A 22301-nucleotide genomic window follows, 5' to 3' on the forward strand; every position below is an offset into this window, starting at 1 on the left:
CCAGTCGAGGGCCGCCCCAGCAGGGGCGGCCCTCGACTGCGTTAGCGTTCTCGGCGGAAACGCCATCAGGAAGGATGTACCTGTGAGCTCAGGACCCCAGGGCGGGGACCGCCCCCGTCGTTACGAGGATCGCGCCGACCGTGGCCAGGGGCGTGGTGACGCCGGCCGCGACGGCCGTCGCGATGACCGTCCCTCGTACCGGGGCGGCCGCGACGACCGCCCGGGCGGCTTCCGTGGTGGCGACCGTGACAGTGGTACCCGTGGCGGTGACCGTCGCGAGGGTGGTTTCCGCGGTGGTGAGCGTCGTGAGGGCGGCTTCCGCGGTGGCGATCGTCGTGAGGGCGGCTTCCGCGGTGGCGATCGTCGTGAGGGCGGCTTCCGCGGAGGTGACCGTGACGGCGGCTTCCGTGGTGGTGAGCGTCGTGAGGGCGGTTTCCGCGGTGGTGAGCGTCGTGAGGGCGGCTTCGGCGGTGGCGATCGTCGCGAGGGTGGTTTCCGTGGCGGTGACCGCGAGGGTGGCTTCCGGGGTGGAAGCCGTCCGGGCGGCGACCGTCGTGAAGGCGGGTTCCGTGGCGGCGACCGTGACGGTGGTTTCCGTGGTGGTGAGCGTCGTGAGGGTGGCTACCAGGGCGGCGACCGCCGTGAGGGCGGTTTCCGTGGTGGGGATCGTCGTGAAGGCGGCGCCCGCGAGGGTGGTTTCCGCGGCGGTGACCGTCGTGAGGGTGGTTTCCGTGGCGGCGACCGTGAGGGCGGTTTCCGCGGTGGTGAGCGTCGCGAGGGCGGCTTCCGGGGCGGCGACCGTGAGGGCGGTTTCCGGGGCGGTGACCGTCGTGAAGGCGGCGCCCGTGACGGTGGTTTCCGGGGCGGTGACCGTCGCGAGGGCGGTTTCCGCGGTGGCGACCGTCGCGAGGGTGGCTTCCGTGGTGGCGACCGTGAGGGCGGTTTCCGCGGTGGGGATCGTCGTGAGGGCGGCGCCCGCGAGGGTGGCTTCCGTGGTGGCGATCGTCGCGAGGGCGGTTTCCGCGGTGGCGACCGCGACGGTGGCTTCCGGGGCGGTGACCGTCGCGAGGGCGGCTTCCGTGGTGGGGATCGTCGTGAGGGCGGCACCCGTGAGGGAGGCTTCCGGGGCGGTGAGCGTCGTGAGGGCGGTTTCCGTGGCGGCGACCGTGAGGGCGGTTTCCGCGGTGGGGATCGTCGTGAAGGCGGCGCCCGCGAGGGTGGCTTCCGTGGTGGCGATCGTCGCGAGGGTGGCTTCCGGGGCGGTGAGCGTCGTGAGGGCGGTTTCCGTGGCGGCGACCGTGAGGGTGGTTTCCGTGGTGGGGATCGTCGTGAAGGCGGCGCCCGTGAGGGTGGCTTCCGTGGTGGCGATCGTCGCGAGGGCGGCTACCAGGGCGGCGACCGCCGGGAGAGCTACGCCGGCGGCGAGCGCCGCGACGGCGGATTCCGCGGTGGCGACCGCGACCGTGGTTTCCGGCGCGACGACCGACGTGACGACCGAGGGCCGGGTGGCTTCCGGGGCGAGCGGGACGGTGAGCGCCGTGGCTACGGCGACCGGCCGGGCGGCGACGACCGCCGTGGCTCCTACGGTCCGCAGCGGGAGCGCCAGGACGAGCGCGGCGAGGGGCGTACCGGTGAGGCGCCGGAGCTGCCCGACGACGTGGTCGCGAGTGACCTCGACTCGGCCGTCCGGGCGGAGTTGCTCTCCCTCGCCAAGCCGGTCGCGGAGACGGTCGCCCGGCACCTGGTCGCTACCGGTCTGCTGATCGACGAGGACCCGGCGCAGGCGCTGGCGCACGCCATGTCGGCCCGCCGGCTCGCGTCGCGGATCGCCGCCGTGCGGGAGGCCGTCGGGCTGGCCGCGTACCACGCGGGTGAGTGGCAGACCGCCATCGCCGAGCTGCGGACGTACCACCGGATGACCGGCCTGCAGAGCCACCTGGCCGTGCTGGCCGACTGCGAGCGGGCGCTGGGCCGGCCGGAGCGGGCCATCGACCTGTTCCGCGGCGCGGACCGGGACAAGCTCGACCAGGCCGTCGCGATCGAGCTGCTGATCGTGGCCGCCGGGGCGCGCGGTGACCTCGGGCAGAAGGACGCCGCGGTGGCGATGCTTCAGGTCCGCGAGCTGACCGGCGACTCGACCGAGCCGTGGGCGGCGCGGCTGCGCTACGCGTACGCGGACGCCCTGCTGGCGGTCGACCGGCGGGAGGAGGCACGGGAGTGGTTCTCCCGGGCCGCCGACGTCGACTCCGAGGGGGAGACGGACGCCGCGGAGCGGCTGCTGGAGCTGGACGGCGTGGTCATCGAGGGCGACGACGAGCCGGAGGACGACGCGGACACGTCCGAGGCGTCGGCCGACGACGACGATGACGACGATGACGACGATGACGACGATGACGACGATGACGATGACGACGACGACGACCGGGACGACGACGCTCGGCTGAGCGACGACGGCGGTGACGCGGCTCGGGCCGGCTACCGGGACCGGGACGCCGGCGACCTGGCCGACGACGAGCTGACCGACACCGAGGCCGGCTCGCTCGCCGCCGACACCCCGGCCGCCGCCGACACGACCGAGGAGCCGGCCGTCGGCACCCCGGCCGACGAGGTCACCCAGTCGCGGGCGGCCGGCGAGGGCGAGGCGGCGGACCGCCGATGACCGGCTACGCCGGTGACACCGCCTCCGGCGCGGATCGGGGAGAACCCGACCGCGCCGGGGCGGGGCGGCTCGTCGACGCGTACTCGCTCGTCGTCTTCGACCTGGACGGCGTCATCTACCTGATCGACCGGCCCATCCCCGGCGCGGTCGAGGCGGTCGGCCGGCTGCACGCCGAGGGGCGCGCGGTCGCGTACGCGACGAACAACGCCTCCCGCCGCTCCAGCGAGGTGGCCGACCTGCTCACCGGCATGGGCGTCGCGGCTGAGCCGGCGGAGGTGCTCACCTCCGCGGCGGCCACCGCCGAACTGCTCCGCGACCGGCTGCCCGAGGGCGCGCCGGTGCTCGTGGTCGGCGCGGAGGCACTGCGCGCCGAGCTGCGCGCGGTGGGCCTGCGGCCGGTCGCCACCGCCGACGAGGAGCCCGCCGCGGTGGCGCAGGGCTACGGCCCGCAGGTCGGCTGGTCCGACCTGGCCGAGGCGTCCCTGGCGGTACGGGCGGGCGCGCCCTGGTACGCCACCAACACCGACCGCACGCTGCCCAGCCCGCGCGGCCCGCTGCCGGGTAACGGCTCGCTCGTCGCGGTGCTGCGGACCGCGCTCGGCCGTGACCCCGACGTGGTGGTGGGCAAGCCGGAGCCGGCGCTGTTCACCACCGCCGCGCGGCGGGCCGGAACCGGGCGCACGCTCGTCGTGGGCGACCGGCTGGACACCGACATCGAAGGCGCCCGCCGGGCCGGGCTGGACAGCCTGCTGGTGCTCACCGGGGTCAGCGACGCCGCCGAGCTGCTGGCCGCACCAGAGGAGCGCCGCCCCGCGTACGTCTCGTTCGACCTGGCGGGCCTGTTCGACCCGGCCGCCGTGGTGGCGGTGCCGGCCCGGGCCGCAGACGGCGGCTGGTCGGTGACGAAGGCCGGCGCGGACCTCCTGCTCGACGGCGCGGGACCGCCACTGGAGGCCCTCGCGGCGCTCTGCGCGGTGGCCTGGTCGACGGGGGCCGGGCCGCGCGTGCGGGCGCAGTCCCCGGCGGCGGAGGAGGCCCTCGCCGCGTTCGGTCTCGACGACTGAGGCGCCGGGCCGCTCAGAGCAGCTTGCGGAGCTTCATCAGGTCGAACGGGTTCGCCTTGATCGACACCCGGCGGGAGGCCACCGCTGCCATGACGTCGAGCCGGCCGTGCACCAGCGCGACGAGGTCGTCGCTGCCGGTGCTCAGCGCGATCTTCGCCTTCGGGTCGTCGCCGTCGGCCAGGTCGACCAGCCGGCCGCCCTCCAGCCGCCCGTGGAACGCGGTCCCGAGGTCGGTGATCCGGCAGGCCAGCGTGCGGTCGAGGTCGATGCGTCCCTGCGCCTCGGCGTTGCGGTCCAGCCGCGCGGCCAGGTCCTGCAACGCCTGCCGGCACTCGTCCACGCTGGCCACATCGTCTCCTCACCACGAACCACGCCGTTTCCCGGCACCGTACCGCAATGGGGCGTCCGGGGTGCCCGGTAGCGTGGCACCTGCACACCTCGCCCCGCGGAAGGACTCAGGCATGCAGGACGCGTGGCGCGCCTACCTCGAGCTGGCCATGGGCCTGACGGAGGCGCCCCGGAAGAAGGCACAGGACGCGGTCATGCGCGTCGTCGGCCAGGGCGGTGCGACCGCCGCCCAGATCCAGACGCTCGCCGAGGAACTGGTTGCCACCGGCCTGGCGAACCGGGAGTCGCTGACCAAGCTGGTCCGCTTCGAGGTGGACCGGGCACTGGGCGCGGTCGGCCTGGCCACCGCCGACGAGGTCGCCGAGCTGACCCGCCGGGTGCACGACCTGGAGCGGCAGCTGCGCGAGGCGCGCGGCCACCTCGGCCCGGCCGACACTCCGCCCGCCGCCGCACCGGCCGGGACAGCCGCCGCACCGCCCGGCGCGACCGCACCGAAGACCGAGCCGTCCGAGCCGGCGCCGTCCGGGGCCGGGCAGCCGAAGACCGCGTCGCCCGCCGCCGAGAGCCCGGCCAAGGCCCCGGCGACGACGCCCGCAAAGGCCCCCGCGACGACACCGACGAAGGCGGTGGCGAAGAAGACGGTGGCCAAGAAGGCGATCGCGAAGAAGCCGCCGGCCACGGTCTCCCGTACCCCGGAAGCCGCACCGGCGAAGAAGGCCACCGGGCGCCGGGCGGCCGGCTCGTGACCGCGCCCCGGCCCGGTCCGCCGCCGGGTCCGCGGCCCGGACCGCCCCCGGGGGTACGCCCGGCGCCGGTCGAGGAGGTCGGCGAGGCGAGCCACCCGGCGGTCGACGCAGCGGTGCTCGGCATGGCCAACGCCGAGGCGCTCGCCCCGGCCGACCAGATCGCCCAGTACGAGGCGGCGTACGAGACGCTGCGCGAGACCCTCGCCACCATCGACCAGGCCTGAGCAGAGGCGGAGACACACCTGATGGCTCGTCGTACCCGGCTGGACGCCGAACTGGTCCGGCGCGGGCTGGCCCGCTCCCGGGAACAGGCCGCCGCGCTGGTGGAGGCCGGTCGCGTCCAGCTGCGCGGAGTGCGGGCGCGCAAGCCCGCGGCGATGGTCGACCCGGCCGATCCGCTGCTGGTCACCGGCGAGGATCCGGCCGACGAGTACGTCTCCCGGGGCGGCCACAAGCTGGCCGGCGCGCTCGCCGCGTTCGCCCCCGGCGGGCTGACCGTCACCGGCCGGCGCTGCCTGGACGCGGGCGCGTCGACTGGCGGTTTCACCGACGTGCTGCTGCGCGCCGGCGCCGCCGAGGTGGTCGCCGTGGACGTCGGCTACGGGCAGCTCGCCTGGTCGCTGCGTACCGACGAGCGGGTGCGGGTGTTCGAGCGCACCAACGTGCGTACCCTCACGCCGGAGGCGATCGGCGGCCCGGTCGACCTGACGGTGGCCGACCTGTCGTTCATCTCGCTGCGGCTGGTGCTGCCGGCGCTTGCGGCGTGCACCGGCCCCGGCGGTGACCTGGCGCTGATGGTCAAGCCGCAGTTCGAGGTCGGCAAGGAGCGCGTCGGCGCCGGCGGTGTGGTCCGCGATCCGGCGCTGCGCGCCGAGGCGGTGCTGGACGTGGCCGCGGCGGCCGCCGGGCTCGGCCTCGGCCTGGCCGACGTGGCGGCCAGCCCGCTGCCCGGGCCGAGCGGCAACGTCGAGTTCTTCGTATGGTTGCGCGGGGACGCGCCCGCCGCGGACCCGGAGCGGGTCCGCGCGGTGGTGGCCGCCGGTCCGCAGGGCGCCGCCGCGACGGCGGCCACGACCGAGGAGGTGTCCGGGTGAGCCGTACCGCGCTGCTGGTCACGCACACCGGCCGTCGACGCAGCACCGAGCACGCCCGGGCGGTGGCCGCCGACCTGATCGCCGCCGGGTTCGAGGTGCGGGTGGTGGCCGAGGAGGCCGACGACCTGGACCTGCCGGGTGTGGTGCCGGTGACCGGCCCGGAGGCCGCCGAGGGCGCCGAGATCGTGTTCGCGCTCGGCGGGGACGGCACGTTCCTGCGCGCCGCCGAGCTGGCCCGCCCGGCCAAGGTGCCGTTGCTCGGCATCAACCTGGGCAAGGTCGGCTTCCTCGCCGAGGCGGAGATCGACGACCTGGACACCGCCGTGCGGGACGTGGTCGACCGCAACTACACGGTGGACGAACGGCTCACCCTCGACGTCACCGCCGAGTTCGAGGGCGGCCCGACCATCGAGTCGTGGGCGCTCAACGAGATCAGCGTGGAGAAGGGCGAACGCGCCCAGATGCTGGAGCTGCTCGTCGACGTGGACGGCCGGCCGCTGTCCCGGTACGGCTGCGACGGCGTGATCTGCGCGACCCCGACCGGCTCGACGGCGTACGCGTTCTCCGGCGGCGGGCCGGTGGTCTGGCCCGAGGTGGAGGCGCTGCTGCTGGTGCCGATCAGCGCCCACGCGTTGTTCAGCCGCCCGCTGGTGACCGCGCCGACGTCGACGTTCGTCATCACCGTCGACCCGTTCACCACACTGGCCGTGCTGTGCTGCGACGGGCGGCGCGTCTACGACCTGCCGCCCGGTGCCCGGGTGACGGTGCGCCGGGGCACGCTGCCGGTGCGCATCGTGCGACTGCGGGCCCGACCGTTCACCGACCGGCTGGTGGCCAAGTTCGACCTTCCCGTCCAGGGCTGGCGGGGCAACCGTCGCTGACCAGCGGCTCAGCGGAAATCTCCGTTCGGCCCACCGGTCCCGGCCCCCGCGCGCGTTACGGTGGGCGTACGGGCCGCGAAGAGGTGAGTCCGGGCGCGGCGGTGAGGCCCGCCGCTTCCCGGATGCGGCCCGGCGTCGCGGGGCTCGGCCAGGGGGTGGTCGGGGCCGCGACGGTCGGGACGCCGGAGCGTCGTAGCCGGCCGCGGCGGGCGGACCGGCACGCCGTGTCCGGTCGGGTGTCGACCCCGGCCGGGCCGACAGGTCGCAGGGCCGCCGCCGGAGGAAGCGGCGGCACGCGAGCTGGGCGACGCGGTCTCCGGCGTCCCGGCCTCCACTCCGTCGTGCGCGTGTCCACCTGGCGACATGTCGCCGGTGCGGCGGCCCGTACCCGGTGACCCGGCGGCGGACGCCGTCGCAGACTCCGATCGCCGGGCCTCACGAGGTCGGCCTCGGAGTAGAGGAGCGTCACATGCACCGGTTCCCCCGCTGGCTCGCCGCCGGCGCGGCCGGGGCGTTGGTGGTCGGGCTCGCCGTACCGGCGTCCGCCGTACCGCCCGCCCGGCCCGCCGGCCCGCCCCCGGGCACATCCGCCCCGGGCGCGCCGCCCGCCCGCGTCACGCTGATCACCGGCGACCAGGTCGAGCTGGTCCAGGCCGCGCCGGGCCGGATCGCCGCCACCGTCCACCCCGGGCCGGGCCGCGACCGGATCGTCTTCCAGACCACGCAGGCCGACGGCGGGCTGCGGGTGCTCCCCGCCGACGTCGTGCCGTACGTGTCGGCGGGCGTGCTCGACCCGGACCTGTTCGACGTGCAGGAACTGGCCGAGCAGGGCTACGGCGACGCGGGCCGCACGGCGCTGCCGCTGATCGTGCGCTACCGGGAACCGGCCGCCGGGCGGGTGCGCCCCCTCGCCGTCGCCGCCGAGTCCCGTCCGCTGTCCAGCATCAACGGCGCCGCGCTGCGCGTCGACAAGGACGACCTGGGCGCGCTGTGGACGTCCCTGCGGGAGACGCCGCAGGCCCGCGCCACGGGCGCCGGACCGGTCCGGCTCGGCGCCGGCGTGGAACGCGTCTGGCTCGACGGGCGGGCCCGGGTGGCGCTGGAGCACAGCGTCCCGCAGATCGGCGCGCCCACCGCGTGGGCGGCCGGACGCGACGGCGCCGGGGTGCGGGTCGCGGTGCTCGACACCGGCGTCGACGCCGAGCATCCCGACCTGGCCGGCCGGATCGCCGAGGCGCGTGACTTCACCGGCGGCGGCAGCGCCCGGGACGGCCACGGCCACGGCACCCACGTGGCGGCCACCGTCGCCGGCAGCGGCGCGGGCTCCGCGGGGCTGCGCAAGGGCGTCGCGCCGGGCGCGCGGCTGCTGGTCGGCAAGGTGCTCGACGACTCCGGCTCCGGCTACGACTCCGGCATCATCGCCGGGATGGAGTGGGCCGCGCGCTCCGGCGCGAAGGTGGTCAGCATGAGCCTCGGCGGCGCGCCCACCGACGGCACCGACCCGATGAGCCAGGCCGTGAACGACCTGACCGCCGAAACCGGCGCGCTGTTCGTGATCGCCGCCGGCAACGACGGTGAGCCGCGCAGCGTCGGCTCGCCCGGCGCGGCCACCGCCGCGCTCACCGTCGGCGCGGTCGACCGCGACGACGTGCTCGCCGACTTCTCCAGCCGCGGCCCGCGCCTGGGCGACAACGGCCTGAAGCCGGAGATCACCGCGCCGGGCGTCGGCATCGTCGCGGCCCGCGCCGCCGGCACCTCGATGGGTACGCCTGTGGACGACGCCTACACCCGCGCCTCGGGCACCTCGATGGCCACGCCGCACGTCGCGGGCGCGGCGGCCGTCCTGGCGCAGGAGCATCCCGGATGGACCGCTGCGCAGCTCAAGGACGCGCTGGTCAGCACCACCCGGCCGAGCGCCGGCGCGACGGTGTTCGAGCAGGGCGCCGGGCGGGTCGACGTGGCCCGCGCGCTGCGCCAGCGGGTGTACGGCACTGCCACCGCCGACTTCGGCCGGCTGACCACGGGCGGGCCGGCCGCGACCCGGACGGTGCGCTACGTCAACGGCACCGCCGCCGCGCAGACGCTGCGGCTGGCGCTGGAGCTGCGCAACCTGGACAGCGGCGCGGCCGAGACCGACGGCCTGACGCTCGACGCCGCCACGGTGACCGTGCCGGCCGGCGGCGGCGTGGACGTGCCGCTGCGCGCCGACCCGGCCCGGCTGGACCGGGGTCCGCACGGCGGCTGGCTGGTGGCCACCGGCGCGGACGGTGTGACGGTGCGTACCGCGGTCGGGCTCACGCTCAGCGGCCCGCAGCACACCGTGACGCTGCGCGCGCTGGACCCGGCCGGGCGGCCCGGATCGTCGCCGGTGGTGACGCTGTTCGGTGAGCACCCGGAGTCGGACGCGATGGGCTGGCTCGGCGGCGGCGACGAGTGGCAGGTCCAGGTGGAGGAGGGCCCGTACCTGCTGCACGCGCTGATCGAGCACGGCGCGCCGCTGGACGAGCAGCTCACCCTGGTCACCGACCCGGAACTGACAGTGGACCGGGACCTCACTGTGGTGCTCGACCCGCGGCGCGGCACGCCGGTACGGATCGAGACGCCGAAACCGTCCGAGCAGCGGGCCGTGCTGAGCTTCTACCAGCACCGGGTATTCGGCAACGGCCGGCAGGTCGACCACGGCGTGATGACGTTCAGCACCGTGCAGCAGCTCAACGTCACCCCGACCCGGCAGGTACGCCACGGCGAGTTCGAGTTCTCCTCGCGCTGGCAGCTGGTCGCGCCGATGGTCGACATCGACGTCAGTGGCGTGTCCGGCGCGCCGGACGTCAACCTGATGGGCCAGTCGCCGGCCCCGGCCGGGCGGCAGCGGCTGCGTCTGGTCGCCTCCGGCACCGGCGCAGCAGGTGAGCTGGCCGGGGTGCGGGGTGCGGCGGCGCTGCTCACCGCGTCCGTCGACCGGTCCGAGGAGGAGCAGGTGGCCGCCGCGGCGGCGGCCGGTGCGAAGGCGGTGCTGATCGTGCGGCCGGCGGACCAGAGCGCGTGGACGGTGTGGCGCCCGACCGGGGAGCGGCTCCCGGCACCGGCGCTGGCGGTGGCGTACGACGACGGGCAGCGGCTGCTCGCGGCGGCGCGTACCGGCCGGGCCCGCATCGACCTGACGCTCACCGTGGACAGCCCTTACCTCTACGACGTGTTCCAGGTGTCGAAGGGCCGGGTGCCGGAGCGGATCCTCCACCGGGTCACCGCCGCCAACACGGCCGAGGTGACCGGGCGCTACGGCGACACCGGCGGCCTGGACTGGGCCACCGAGCAGCGGTTCGGGTGGCGGCCCTGGCAGGAGTTCTCCTGGAACGACGACCAGCGGATGGTGCGTACCGGGACGACCCGGCGGGAGTACGTCAGCTCCGGTGACTCGTGGTGGCAGCACCGGGTGCTGCACCGGCTGATGTTCTCCAGCATGGGGACGCTGACCGGCGGCCTGTCCGACCGGCCCCGGCGCTACGCGGCCACCGACCGGACCACCGAGTCGTGGCACGCGCCGCTGGTGCGCCCCGCCGTGCCGGCCGGTGCGGCCGCGCCGAGCCGGACCGCTGACACGCTCGACCTGCGAGTGGCCGAGTTCGTCGACGCCGACGGTCACGCCGGCGTGGACAACCGGTCGGAGGAGCAGGACACGGTGACCCGCCGGGTCAGCCGGGACGGCCGGCCGATCGCCGACCTGTCCGCCGGCTGGGCGCCGGTGCCGGCCACCGCCGGTCCGGCCCGCTACCGCCTCGACGTGACCACGGCGCGGTCGTCGGCGGAATGGCGGTGGGCGACCCGTACCGAGACGGCGTGGGAGTTCACCTCGGCCCGCCCGTCCGGTGACGCGGCCCGGCCGCTGCCGCTGCTCCAGGTCGACTACCGCGTGCCGGCCGACCTGCGCGGCGAGGTGCCCGGCAGGCGGAAGCACACGGTCGGGCTGACGCTGCGCCACCCGGCCGGGCTGCCCGCGCCGGCCGGCACGGCGGTACGCGCCGAGGTGTCGTTCGACGGCGGGCGCACCTGGCGCACGGCGCCGGTACGCGGCTCCGGCACCCGCTTCACCGCCGAGGTGCCGGCCGGGCGCGGCACGGTGTCGCTGCGCGTCTCGGCGCGGGACCGGTCCGGCAGCACCGTGACGCAGACCGTGATCGACGCGTACGGGCTGCGGTGAGACGCCGGGGCGGGGCGGTCCTGGGGCCGTCCCGCCCCGGCCCCGGTCAGATCCACCCGCGCCGTGCGGCCTGGAACGCCAGCCCGGGCCGGGTGTCCACACCGGCGGCGGCCATCAGGTCGGCCAGCCGCCGCTGCACGGTACGCCGGCTCACCCCGAGCTGTGACGCGATCGACTTGTCCGGCACCCCGGCGACGAACAGGGACAGCAGCCGCGCCTCGTCGCCGTCGGGCTGGTAGCCGGTGGCCGCCCGGTCGGCGGGCGTGCCGAGCGGCGTCGCCATCAGCCAGTGGCTCTCGAACAGCGCCAGCAGCGCGTCCAGCAGCTGGCTGCGGCCGATCACCGCGGCTGTCGGCTCCCCGCCGTCACGGTCGGGCACCAGCGGGCAGACCGCGGTACGACCGTCCACCACGGCCAGTCGCACCGGCAGCCGGTCCAGCACCCGGGCCTGCTCCCCGGCGTGTACGCCCCGCTCCACGTCGGCGAGCGCGCCCGGCTCCAGCAGCATCGCCCGTTCGTAGATGGCCCGGTACCGCACCCCACGGGCCAGCGCGTCGAACTCCTCGACGTTCTCCGGGCCGGGCATCGCCAGCGGGTTCGCCCGGCAGAACCAGAGCACCTCCTCGCGCGCGCCGTTCTGCAGCTCGCGCAGCCGTTCCCGTAGTGCCCGCGCGCCGGTGACCACCTCGACCAGGTGCGCGGCGTCGTGGCGGCGCATCCCGGCCCGGTAGTCCTCGGCGAGCCGGCTGACGGCGGCACGGGCCTCCTCCAGCGCCGACTGGCGGCGCAGCAGCGCCTCGCCGAGCGGCACGTCCGGCGCGAGCGGCCGCAGCGGCGCGTCCGGTTCCGGGCCGGTCGGCAGCACGAGACCCTTGTCCCGCAAGGCGTCCAGCCGGGCGACGACCTCCGCGCGGGGTCGTCCCAGCCGCTGCGCGAGCTCACCGGCCCGGGCCGTGTTCGCCCGTACCAGGCTGCGGTAGAGCTCCTCCTCGTCCGGGGTCAGGCCGATCTCCTCCAGCACGGGGCTGAACTGTACGGGTGCCCGCGGCCCGCCCTGCCGGCTGGTCAACTGTCACACGGCGGGGCTACTGTCGGGTGCTGTGCTGGAAGAGCTGCGCATCACCGGACTGGGCGTCATCGAGGACACCACGCTGCCGCTGGCCGCGGGGATGAACGTCATCACCGGCGAGACCGGCGCCGGCAAGACCATGGTGGTGACCGGCCTCGGCCTGCTCTTCGGCGGCCGTGCCGACGCCGGCCGGGTGCGCGCCCAGCCGGGCCGCGCGGCGGTGGAGGGCCGGCTTCGCCTGAGCGGACGGGTGGCCGAGGCGGTGCACGCCCGGATCCTCGACGCCGGCGGCGAGCCCGACGAGGACGGCTCGCTGCTGCTCAGCCGCACCGTGACCATCGAGGGCCGCTCCCGGGCCCACCTGGGCGGGCGCGCGATGCCGGTGTCCACGCTCGGCGAGGTCGGCGAGCAGGTGCTCGCAGTGCACGGCCAGTCCGACCAGCTGCGGCTGCTGCGCCCGGCCGAGCAGCGCGCCTCGCTCGACCGGTTCGCCGGGCCGGAGCACGAGAAGCTGCTCGACGCGCTGCGCGAGACGTACGCCCGGTGGCGCACCGTCGTCGACGACCTGGCCGACCGGCGGCGCAACGCCCGCGAGCGCAACCAGGAGGCCGACCTGCTGCGTCTGGGCCTGGACGAGATCACCCGGGTCGACCCGCAGCCGGGCGAGGACGACGAGCTGAAGGCCGAGGCGCAGCGGCTGGAGCACGCCGAGGGGTTGCGTACCGCCGCGCAGGTGGCGCAGCAGTGCGTGGCCGGCGGCGTCGAGGCGACCGACGAGACGCCGGACGCGACGGTGTTGCTCGGCACCGCGCGGCGCACGCTGGAGGCGCAGGCCGGCACCGACCCGGCGCTGGGTGAGCTGGCGGCCCGGCTGGAGGAGGCGGCCACGCTCGTCACCGACGTGGCCGCCGAGCTGTCGGCCTACCTGGCCGCGCTGGACGCCGACCCGGCCCGTCTGCAGACCGTGTACGAGCGGCGGGCCGCGCTGCGCGCGCTCACCCGCAAGTACGCCGACGACGTCGACGGGGTGGTGGCGTGGGCCGAGCGGGCCCGCACCCGGCTGTCCGATCTGGACACCTCCGACGAGCTGCTGGACGAGCTGGACCGCGAGGCGACCCGGCTCGCCGGTGAGGTGGCCGACCTGGCTGGCCGGGTGTCGGCGTCCCGGCGGGAGGCGGCGGTCCGCTTCGCCGAGGAGGTGACTGCCGAGCTGGCCGGGCTGGCGATGCCGCACGCCCGCATCGAGGTGGCGGTGCTGCCGCGCCCGGCGGGCCGGTCCGAGCCGAGCCTGCCGGTGAACGGCGTCGAGACCGGCGTCGGCGCGGACGGTGCCGACGAGGTGGAGTTGCGGCTGCTGGCGCACCCGGGCGCGCCGGCACTGCCGTTGCAGAAGGGCGCGTCCGGCGGTGAACTGTCCCGGGTGATGCTCGCCATCGAGGTGGTCTTCGCCGGTTCCGGCGGCCCGCCCACGCTGGTGTTCGACGAGGTCGACGCCGGTGTCGGCGGTCAGGCCGCGGTGGAGATCGGCCGCCGGCTGGCCCGGCTGGCCCGCAGTCACCAGGTGCTCGTGGTCACGCACCTGCCGCAGGTCGCCGCGTTCGCCGACCGGCACCTGGTGGTGGCCAAGGACACCGGGGGAGCGGTGACCACGAGCGGGGTTCGCGTGGTGGAGGACACCGAGCGCGCCCGGGAACTGGCCCGGATGCTCGCCGGTTTGCCGGACTCGGATCTGGGTATCGCCCATGCCGAGGAGCTCCTGGCCGTGGCGGCCAAGGAAAGGCGTCCGTGATACCCCGATTGTGAGCGCAAGCACACCGGCGCGGGTTCCGGTGTGCTTCCCTGGGTAGGCGGCCCTGCTCAGGCATGTCGCGACAGCAAAACCTGCCTCACATGCCAGGATGGTCACGATGCGTCTACCCACACTGCGCCGGAGCCGGAACCCGGAGCCGGGCTCCATCGTCGGCACCGCGCGCCTCGACCGGCGGACGAAACGGCTGGTCGGGCGGCTGCGACCCGGCGACATCGCGGTCATCGACCACGTCGACCTGGACCGGGTGGCGGCCGACTCGCTCGTCGCGGTGGGTGTGGCGGCGGTCCTGAACGCCAAGCCGTCGGTCTCCGGCCGCTATCCCAACCTCGGCCCGGAGGTGCTGATCTCGGCCGGCATCCCGCTGCTGGACGACCTCGGCGAGAGCGTCTTCGAGCAGGTCCGCGAGGGCGACCGGGTCCGCATCGAGGGCAACACCGTCTTCGTCGGCGACGAGCCGGTCGCGCACGGCTCGCTGCAGGACGCCGAAACGGTCGCCAAGGCGATGGCCGACGCCCGCGAGGGCCTGTCGGTGCAGTTGGAGGCGTTCGCCGCCAACACGATGGACTACCTGCGCCAGGAACGCGACCTGCTGCTCGACGGCGTCGGTGTACCGGAGATCCAGACCCGGATCCAGGGCCGGCACTGCCTGATCGTGGTCCGCGGCTACGACTACAAGGCCGACCTGGACGTGCTGCGCCCGTACATCCGGGAGTTCAAGCCGGTGCTGATCGGCGTGGACGGCGGCGCCGACGCGCTGGTCGAGGCCGGCTACACGCCGGACATGATCATCGGGGACATGGACTCGGTCACCGACGACGTGCTGCGCTGCGGCGCCGAGGTGATCGTGCACGCCTACCCGGACGGGCGCGCGCCGGGCCTGGCCCGGGTCAACGGGCTCGGCGTACCGGCGATCACCTTCCCGGCGGCGGCCACCAGCGAGGACCTGGCCATGCTGCTGGCCGACGAGAAGGGCGCCTCGCTGCTGGTGGCTGTCGGCACGCACGCCACCCTGGTGGAGTTCCTCGACAAGGGGCGCGGCGGCATGGCGTCGACGTTCCTGACCCGGCTGAAGGTCGGTGGCAAGCTGGTCGACGCCAAGGGCGTCAGCCGGCTCTACCGGCAGAGCATCTCCGGGTCGTCGCTGCTGCTGCTGGTCCTGTCGGCGGTGGCCGCGATGGCCTCCGCGGTGGCGGTCTCCACCGTCGGGAAGGCGTATCTGGGCGTGGTCTCCGAATGGTGGGACAATTTCGTGTTCCAGCTCGGCCAGCTCTTCTAGCTCCCCGACGATCAAGAGGCTGCAAGCGTGATCAACTTTCGCTACCACGTGGTGTCCCTGACCGCGGTGTTCCTGGCACTGGCGATCGGCCTGGTGGTCGGCACAGCCGCCCTCAACGGGCCGGTCGCCGACTCGCTCCGGGAGAACGTCAACGGCCTGCGCAAGGACAACTCGCTGATGCGCCAGTCGGTCAACAGCATGCAGAAGCAGCTGGAGACCGAGGAGGAATTCGCGGCCGAGATGGCCCAGCTCGTCCTGCCCGGCAAGCTGACCGGCCGCCGGGTGCTGGTGCTCACCCTGCCCAGCGGCCGCGACCAGGCCGAGGGCGTGGTGAAGATGCTCCAGACCGCCGGCGCCGACGTCACCGGCCGCATCGACGTGCAGGACAAGTTCGTCAACCCGGACAGCAACAACAACCTGCTGGAACTGGCGGTCACCGCGGCCCGGCCGAACAGCGCCCCCACCGGCAACCTGCCCGGCAACGGGCACGGCGTGGAGACCTCCAGCGCCCTGCTTGCAAACGTCCTGGTGGATCGCCCGGCGGGAAGCCCGGCGGTCAGCGAGGCCGACCGGCGCGCCGTGCTGGAGCAGTACGCCACCGCCGGCTACCTCACCCCGGCGGACAAGATCTCCGCCGCCGCCGAGGCGGTGGTGATGGTGACCGGCCAGCCGTACGTGGACAAGGACTCGGCGAAGAAGGACGAGTCGGTGGTGAAGATCGCCGAGCAGTTCGACCGGGCCGGCGCGCTCGTGGTCGCCGGCATGGGCTCGACCGGCGGCAACCTCGTCTCCGTCGTGCGCGGCGACCCGGTGCTGTCGCAGACCATCTCCACCGTCGACAACGCCAACACCGTGCAGGGCCAGCTTGGCACCAGCCTCGCCCTGGCGCAGCAGCTCACCGAGAAGAAGACCGGCCAGTACGGCGTGGGCGACAACGCCACCTCCCGGGTGCCTACACTGCCCCGGTGACCGCCGCGGGCCGCCCGGTCCGTGCCGCGTCGCGTTCGAAGTCCGGATCGAGGAGGTCCCGTGAGACTGGGTCGGCTGCTCGCCGTGGGCGCGGGCGCGCTGGCCGCCCGCTACGTGCTGCGCCAGACGCGCACGTCGCCCGGCGGGCCGGCGCTGGAGCGCACCAACTACCGGGGCCGCACCGTGACCCTGGCCGCCGGTCCGGCCCTGGCCGTCGGCGCGGCCACCGGGGCCGCGCTCGGCGCCGGTAGTGCCCCGGCCGGCGCCGCCGCACTCGTCGCCGGGCTCGGCGCGGGCGCTGTCGGCCTCTACGACGACGTGGTCGGCGCGCGCCCCGAACAGAAGGCCGCCAAGGGGTTCGCCGGGCATCTCGCCGCGCTGCGCGAGGGTCAGGTCACCGCCGGGATGGTCAAGGTCGCCGGGGTGGGCGTGGCCGGGCTGGGCGCCGCCGCGCTGCTCGCCGCCGACCGGCGGGTCGCCGCGCATCCGCGCCGCCGGCAGGCGGGGGCGTTCGGCCGGGGGCTCGACGTGCTGCTCGGCGCCGGCGTGGTGGCCGGCACCGCGAACCTGGTCAACCTGCTCGACCTGCGACCCGGCCGGGCGCTGAAGTCCGGCATGCTGCTCGGCGCGCCGCTGACCACCGGCCCGTACGGCGGCGTCGCGGCGGGCGCGATGGGAGCCTCGGCCGCGCTGGTCGGCGACGACCTCGGCGAGCGGGTGATGGTGGGCGACAGCGGCGCCAACGCGCTCGGCGCGCTGCTCGGGGTGAGCCTGGCCGCGCGTACCGGGCCGCTGGGCCGGGCCGGTGTGCTGGCCGTGCTCGCCGCGCTCACCGCCGCCAGCGAGAAGGTCAGCTTCACCCAGGTCATCGCGTCCACGCCGGGGCTGCGGCACCTCGACGAGCTGGGCCGGCTCCCGGACTGACGTGACGAAACCGGCTCCTCTCGCCGCCGCCGGCCGGGTCGCCGGGGCGGCGGCCCTCATCGCCGTCCTCACCGTCCTCAGCCGGCTCGCCGGCTTCGGCCGCACCGCCGTGTTCACCTGGATGCTGGGCCCCACCGACCTCGGCGGCGCCTATCTGGTGGCGAACTACGTCCCGAACTTCATCTTCGAGATCGTCGCCGGTGGGGCGCTCGCCAGCCTGGTCGTACCGCTGCTCGCAGGCGCCGTCGAGGCCGGTGACCGGCGCGCGGTGGCCGCTACGACCGGCGCGCTGCTGACCTGGACGCTGAGCCTGCTGGTGCCGCTGGCGGTGCTGCTGGCGGTGTTCGCCGACCCGCTGCCGGGGCTGATCGGAAACGGTCTCAGCGAGGCCCAGCAGGCGTCCGGCGCGCGGATGCTGCGGGTGTTCGCGCCGCAGTTGCCGCTGTACGGCGTGGGGATCGTGCTGACCGGTGTGCTCCAGGCGCACCGGCGCTTCGCCTGGCCGGTGATCGCGCCGCTGCTGTCCAGCGTCACGGTCATCGCCGTCTACCTGGGCTTCACCGTCGCCGAGGGGCGGCTGGCCACGATCGGTGAGGCCGGGCGCGGCGGTGAGCTGCTGCTGTCCGCCGGGACCACGCTCGGCGTGGTGGTGCTCTCGCTGTCGCTGCTGATCCCGGTGCGTCGCCTGCGGCTGCGGATCCGGCCGGGCTACCGCTTCCCGGCCGACGCCCGCGCCCGGGTCGGCGGTCTGGTGGTCGCCGGTGCGGTCACAGTTGCCGCCCAGCAGATCGCCCTGGTGGTCGCGCTCAACCAGGTCACCTACGGCCGCACCGCCGACGTCAGCGTCTACAACCTCGCCCAGACCGTCTACTTCCTGCCCTGGGCGGTGCTGGCGGTGCCGCTCGCGGTGGCCGCGTACCCGACGCTCGTCGCGGCCCGGGCCACCGGCGACGAGCGCGCCTACCGGGAGACGCTGGCCCCGGCGGCACGCGGCGTCGTGCTGCTCAGCCTGCTCGGCGCCGCCGCTCTCGTCGGCACCGCCGTCCCGGTCGGGCACTTCTTCTTCTCCGATCCCCTCGACGCGCGCACCGCGGCGGCCGGGATCGCCGGGTTCGCGCCCGGCCTGGTCGGCTACGGCCTGTTCGCGGTCCTCACCCGTGCGCTGTACGCCCGCGGCGAGACCCGCGCGGCCACCGTCGCCACCGCGCTCGGCTGGCTCAGCGTGCCCGCGCTCGCCGTGGTGTCCGCCCAGGTGGCGCCGCTGGCCGACCGGGTGCTCGCGGTGACGCTGGCGACGTCGGCCGGCATGCTGCTGCTCGGCGCGCTGCTGATCGCCGCGGTCCGGCGGGCGGCCGGCGGCGAGGCGCTCGCCGGGATCGGCCGGGCCGGCGCCGCCGGGCTGCTCGCCGCAGTGGTCGCCGGAGCGGGCGGGGCGGGCGTCGCGGCGGGACTCGCCGGGCTCGGTGACGGCACCCCGACGACACCGTGGGCCCTCGCGCAGGGCATGCTGTCCGGGGTCGTGGTCGGTGTCCTGTTCCTCGCCGTCGCCTGGCTGACCGACGCCCGCGACCTGCGGCCGCTGCTCGCGACCGTGACCCGTCGGCTGCGCCGGCGACCCCCGGCCGGCGGGGACGACGGCCCGCCGGCGCAGCAGCACCCCGGCGAGCGGGGTGACGGAAGGGAGACCGTTTCCTCATGACGGACGCCTCGCCGGCACCGCGCTGGCCCGGGTCGGTGGCCCTGGTGCTCGCCTCCAGCACCGGCGGGGTCGGGCAGCACGTGCGCTCGATCACCCGAGGGCTCACCGAGGCCGGCGCGTCCGTGCTGGTCTGCGGCCCGGCCGCCACCGAGGAACAGTTCGACTTCACCGGCGCCGGGGCCCGGTTCACGCCGGTGGAGATCCCGGCCAGCCCCACGCCGGGCGACGCGCGCGCGGTCACCGCGCTGCGCCGGGCGCTCGCTGACACACCTGTCGACGTGGTGCACGCGCACGGGCTGCGCGCCGGCCTGGTCGCCGCGCTCGCCCGTCCCGCCGCGCCGCTGGTGGTCACCTGGCACAACGCGGTCCTCGCCGGTGGCCTGCGCGGCGCGGTGTCCCGGCTGGTCGAGCGGGTCGTGGCCCGGTCCGTGCGGGTCGCCCTGGGCGCCTCCGCCGACCTGGTCGACCGTGCCGCCGCGCTCGGTGCCGCCGACGCTCGTCTCGCTCCGGTCGCCGCGCCGGCGCTGCCCGCGCCGCGCCGCCGCCGCACCGCGGTACGCGCCGAGTTCGGCGTCGCCGCCGACCGCCCGCTGATCCTGTCGGTGGGCCGGCTGCACCCGCAGAAGCGGTACGACGTGCTGATCGACGCCGCCGCCCGCTGGCGGACCCGTACCCCCGCACCGCTCGTGGTGATCGCCGGCAGCGGTCCGGCGTATCTGCCGCTGGCCGCCCGGATCTCGGCCGCCCGCGCGCCGGTGACGCTGCTCGGGCACCGTAACGACGTGGCGGACCTGCTGGGCGGCGCCGACCTGGCGGTGGTGACGAGCGACTGGGAGGCCCGCCAGTTGTTCGCGCAGGAGGCGCTGCGGGCCGGCGTACCGCTGGTCGCGACCGCCGTCGGCGGTCTGCCGGACCTGGTCGGCGACGCGGCCGTGCTGGTGCCGGCCGGCGACGTGGACGCCGTCGACGCGGCGGTGCGCGACCTGCTCGACGACCCGGCACGCCGGGCCGACCTGGGCCGGCGCGCCCTGGCCCGGGCGGCGACCTGGCCCACCGAGGCGGACACCGTGGCCGCGCTCGCCGGCCTCTACGCCGAGCTGACTCCGCAGCTGTCCACCGGGAACCGCTGATGCTGCGCAGACTGACCCCGGTGCTGCTGACCCTGGTCGTGGTGGTGCTTGGTATCACCGCGCTGTCCGCCCGCCCGGACGACGGCGCGACCCGGCCGAACGCCGACTACGTGGTGCTCGTCGGCGCGGCGGGCCTGCGGTGGGACGACGTCGACCCGGAGAACACGCCGACGCTGTGGCGGATGGCCGAGCAGGGTGCGATCGGATCGCTCTCGGTGCGCTCCGCGCACCGCCCCACCTGCCCGGTCGACGGCTGGCTCACGCTCGGCGCGGGGAACTTCGCCGCCTGGCCCGGCGCCCGCCCGAGCGGCGGCTGCCCGGCCACCGCCGTCACTGTCGAACGGCCCGACGGCATCGGCGCGAACCTGCCCGACCAGGCCAGCGCGGTCGTACACAACCAGGAGCAGCTCTCCTGGGGCGCCACACCCGGCGCGCTGGCCGAGTCGGTGCGCTGCTCGGTTGCGGTCGGGCCGGGCGCCGCGGTGGCCGCCGCCCGCCCGTTCGGCCGGGTCGACAGGTACGCGCCCACGCTCCCGGAGGACCCGGCGGAACTGCTCGGCTCCTGCGTGCTGAGCATCGTCGACGTCGGCACCGTCGACGACGACGACCCGGAGGTACGGGCCGCGCAGGCGCGGCAGGCCGACGCCCGGCTGGCCCGGGTGCTCGCCGCCCGGCCGCCGCGCTCGCTGGTGCTCGTCGCCGGCGTGTCCGACACCGACTCCCCGGCGCGGCTGCACGTCGCTGTCGCCGACGGCCCCGGCTGGGAGGGCGGCTGGCTGACCTCGCCCAGCACCGCCCGGTCCGGCTATCTGCAACTGATCGACCTGGCCCCGACCGTGCTCGCCGTGCTCGACAAGCCGATGCCGGAACGGGCGTTCCTCGGCCGGCCCGCGGTGACTGTCGACGACCGGCCGGACGACCTGCGGGCCGCGATCGAGGCGCCGGCCGACGCGGACCGGGAGGCCGCCGCCCAGCGCCGCGTCGCCGGCTGGTTCTTCACGCTGCTGGCCGCCGCGCAGCTCGCCCTCGCCGTGGCGGTGCTACCGGTGCTGCGCCGGGCCCGCCGGCTCGCCGGCCCGCACGGGCCGGAACCGGTGTCCCCGCGGATCGTCGCCGTGGTGGAACTGATGCTGATCGCCGCCGCGCTCGCCGTGCCCGCGGCGCTGCTCGCCGACGCCGTGCCCTGGTGGCGTGGCGACCACGCCGGCCTCTGGTACGCCTCGGTGACCGCGCTGCTCATCGTCGGCGGCACCGCGGCGGTCCGGTTCACTCCCGGGCACGAGCGCACTCTCGGCCCGCTCGGGGCGGTGGCCGGGCTGGCCACGCTCGTCGTCGGCGTGGACGTGCTCACCGGCTCCCGGTTGCAGCTCAACGGCGTGGTCGGCTACTCGGCGCTGGAGGGCGGCCGGTACGCCGGACTCGGCACCGTCGGGCTGGGCGTGTTCATCGCCGGGGCGCTGCTGTGCGGCGGCTGGCTCGCCCAGCGGTTCCGCAAGGGCTGGCGGCCGATCGTGATGGTGACTGTCGGCGGGCTCGCAGTGGTGATAGTGGGCAGCCCGTACCTGGGCGCCGACTCGATCGGCGCGATCGCGCTCACCGCCGGCGTCAGCGTCGCGGCCGCGATCTGCAGCGGCGGCTGGCTCACCGTGAGCCGGCTGGCCTGGGCCACCATGGCCGCGCTGGCGGTCACCGTCGGATTCGCCCTGGTCGACCTGGGCCGTCCGGCGGACGAGCGGGGCAGCCTGGGCCGGTTCCTGGCCGCTGTGGGCGACGGCACCGGCGGCCTCACCGTGCACCGGTCCAGCAGCTCCAACATCCAGACGCTGGTGAACAGCCCGCTCACCGTGCTGGCCCTGGCCGGGGCGGCGCTGGTCTGGCTCGCGCTGCTCCAGCCGTGGGGCGGGCTGATGCGGCTGTTCGGCATCTACCCGGCGATCCGGGCGGCGATGGCCGGTACCGGCGTGGCGGTCGGGCTGGGCGGACTCCTCGGCGGGTCGGCGCTGGACGTGGCCGGCGCGGCGGCGGCTCTCGTGGTGCCTATGGCGGCCCTGGCGGCGCTACGGGTGCTCGACCATTCCACCGACCGTACGGTGCCCGACAGCGGCCGTGGCGGCGGCGAGACGGGCGCGGTCCCACCGGGCGGCCCGGACAAGTCCTCCCGGGGCGGCGCCGCTGCCGACGGTCCGACGGACGGTGGTCCACCGGCCGGTGACGGTCCGGGTGGTGGCCGGTCGGCGGGTGACGGCCCAGTCGGTGACGGTGCGGGCGATCCGGGGGAGGCCGGGGAGCAGGCCGCACCGGGCCGGCAGGGCCCGGCCGACAGGGAAGCGCCGAACGGGCCGCCCACCGCCGGGGCGCGGGTCCCCGCCCAGCCGAACCCGGCGTCCGCGGAGATCCCCGCCGGCTGACCCGGCAGGTGCTCGCCCCGGCCTGC

At 75.9% G+C, this 22301-nt stretch carries 17 protein-coding genes; 14 read left to right on the top strand and 3 right to left on the bottom strand.

All coding sequences use genetic code 11. From position 1 onward, the window contains the following. Positions 1-88 precede the first annotated feature (88 nt). The gene (locus tag IRY44_RS08200; protein ID WP_194799844.1) at positions 89-1741 is read right to left on the bottom strand and encodes a hypothetical protein; all 1653 of its coding nucleotides are present in this window, start codon (positions 1739-1741) and stop codon (positions 89-91) included. Between IRY44_RS08200 and IRY44_RS08205 the strand changes: the two genes are divergently transcribed. Both IRY44_RS08205 and IRY44_RS08210 read left to right on the top strand, forming a co-directional pair. Continuing rightward, positions 1742-2659 carry a Replicase polyprotein 1ab gene (locus IRY44_RS08205; RefSeq protein WP_370584907.1) on the top strand — a complete coding sequence of 306 codons (918 nt, stop codon included), beginning with the start codon at positions 1742-1744 and terminating at the stop codon, positions 2657-2659. It abuts the gene before it with no gap. Next, positions 2656-3723, top strand: a complete 1068-nt coding sequence (locus IRY44_RS08210; protein ID WP_194799845.1) for an HAD-IIA family hydrolase — start codon at positions 2656-2658, stop codon at positions 3721-3723. Before IRY44_RS08205 ends, IRY44_RS08210 begins: the two co-directional genes overlap by 4 nt. Before the next feature lie 13 nt (positions 3724-3736). On the opposite strand, the gene IRY44_RS08215 is transcribed toward IRY44_RS08210, so the two are convergent. Next, complete coding sequence (locus IRY44_RS08215) at positions 3737-4072, bottom strand: SCP2 sterol-binding domain-containing protein (protein WP_194799846.1); 336 nt, start codon at positions 4070-4072, stop codon at positions 3737-3739. Positions 4073-4184: 112 nt separating this feature from the next. Here IRY44_RS08215 and IRY44_RS08220 point away from each other — a divergent pair, with 112 nt between their 5' ends. The 5 genes from IRY44_RS08220 to IRY44_RS08240 all read left to right on the top strand — a co-directional run bounded on the left by IRY44_RS08220 (position 4185) and on the right by IRY44_RS08240 (position 10990). Continuing rightward, positions 4185-4817 carry a phasin family protein gene (locus IRY44_RS08220; protein WP_194799847.1) on the top strand — a complete coding sequence of 211 codons (633 nt, stop codon included), beginning with the start codon at positions 4185-4187 and terminating at the stop codon, positions 4815-4817. Beyond that, positions 4814-5041, top strand: a complete 228-nt coding sequence (locus tag IRY44_RS08225; RefSeq protein WP_194799848.1) for a hypothetical protein — start codon at positions 4814-4816, stop codon at positions 5039-5041. Before IRY44_RS08220 ends, IRY44_RS08225 begins: the two co-directional genes overlap by 4 nt. A 21-nt stretch (positions 5042-5062) precedes the next feature. Then, complete coding sequence (locus IRY44_RS08230; RefSeq protein WP_194799849.1) at positions 5063-5911, top strand: TlyA family RNA methyltransferase; 849 nt, start codon at positions 5063-5065, stop codon at positions 5909-5911. After that, complete coding sequence (locus tag IRY44_RS08235; RefSeq protein ID WP_013285580.1) at positions 5908-6792, top strand: NAD kinase; 885 nt, start codon at positions 5908-5910, stop codon at positions 6790-6792. Before IRY44_RS08230 ends, IRY44_RS08235 begins: the two co-directional genes overlap by 4 nt. A 469-nt stretch (positions 6793-7261) precedes the next feature. Continuing rightward, complete coding sequence (locus tag IRY44_RS08240) at positions 7262-10990, top strand: S8 family serine peptidase (protein WP_194799850.1); 3729 nt, start codon at positions 7262-7264, stop codon at positions 10988-10990. 46 nt (positions 10991-11036) lie between these two features. On the opposite strand, the gene IRY44_RS08245 is transcribed toward IRY44_RS08240, so the two are convergent. Next, a complete protein-coding gene (locus IRY44_RS08245) occupies positions 11037-12011 on the bottom strand; it encodes a helix-turn-helix domain-containing protein (protein WP_194799851.1) in 975 nt (324 codons plus the stop codon). Between the two features lie 79 nt (positions 12012-12090). Here IRY44_RS08245 and recN point away from each other — a divergent pair, with 79 nt between their 5' ends. From recN to IRY44_RS08280, 7 genes are all read left to right on the top strand, one after another. Next, positions 12091-13848, top strand: coding sequence for a DNA repair protein RecN (recN, locus tag IRY44_RS08250; RefSeq protein ID WP_194799852.1), 1758 nt, complete (start codon positions 12091-12093; stop codon positions 13846-13848). 118 nt (positions 13849-13966) lie between these two features. Continuing rightward, positions 13967-15145 (top strand): putative cytokinetic ring protein SteA, encoded by a 1179-nt coding sequence (steA, locus tag IRY44_RS08255; RefSeq protein ID WP_194799853.1) that lies wholly within the window; start codon positions 13967-13969, stop codon positions 15143-15145. A 27-nt stretch (positions 15146-15172) separates the two neighbouring features. Further along, on the top strand, positions 15173-16114 hold the full coding sequence (locus IRY44_RS08260) for a copper transporter (protein WP_194799854.1): 942 nt from the start codon (positions 15173-15175) through the stop codon (positions 16112-16114). 60 nt (positions 16115-16174) lie between these two features. Further along, positions 16175-17038 (top strand): hypothetical protein, encoded by an 864-nt coding sequence (locus IRY44_RS08265; RefSeq protein ID WP_194799855.1) that lies wholly within the window; start codon positions 16175-16177, stop codon positions 17036-17038. A gap of 1 nt (position 17039) precedes the next feature. Next, positions 17040-18737 (top strand): murein biosynthesis integral membrane protein MurJ, encoded by a 1698-nt coding sequence (gene murJ, locus IRY44_RS08270; protein WP_194799856.1) that lies wholly within the window; start codon positions 17040-17042, stop codon positions 18735-18737. Next, a complete protein-coding gene (locus IRY44_RS08275) occupies positions 18734-19867 on the top strand; it encodes a glycosyltransferase family 4 protein (RefSeq protein WP_194799857.1) in 1134 nt (377 codons plus the stop codon). The genes murJ and IRY44_RS08275 overlap by 4 nt, the downstream gene beginning before the upstream one ends. Further along, positions 19867-22275 (top strand): hypothetical protein, encoded by a 2409-nt coding sequence (locus tag IRY44_RS08280; protein ID WP_194799858.1) that lies wholly within the window; start codon positions 19867-19869, stop codon positions 22273-22275. The genes IRY44_RS08275 and IRY44_RS08280 overlap by 1 nt, the downstream gene beginning before the upstream one ends. The last annotated feature ends 26 nt before the right edge of the window (positions 22276-22301 follow it).

The sequence above is a fragment of the Micromonospora sp. ANENR4 genome (assembly GCF_015354395.1).
Classification (GTDB): domain Bacteria; phylum Actinomycetota; class Actinomycetes; order Mycobacteriales; family Micromonosporaceae; genus Micromonospora; species Micromonospora aurantiaca.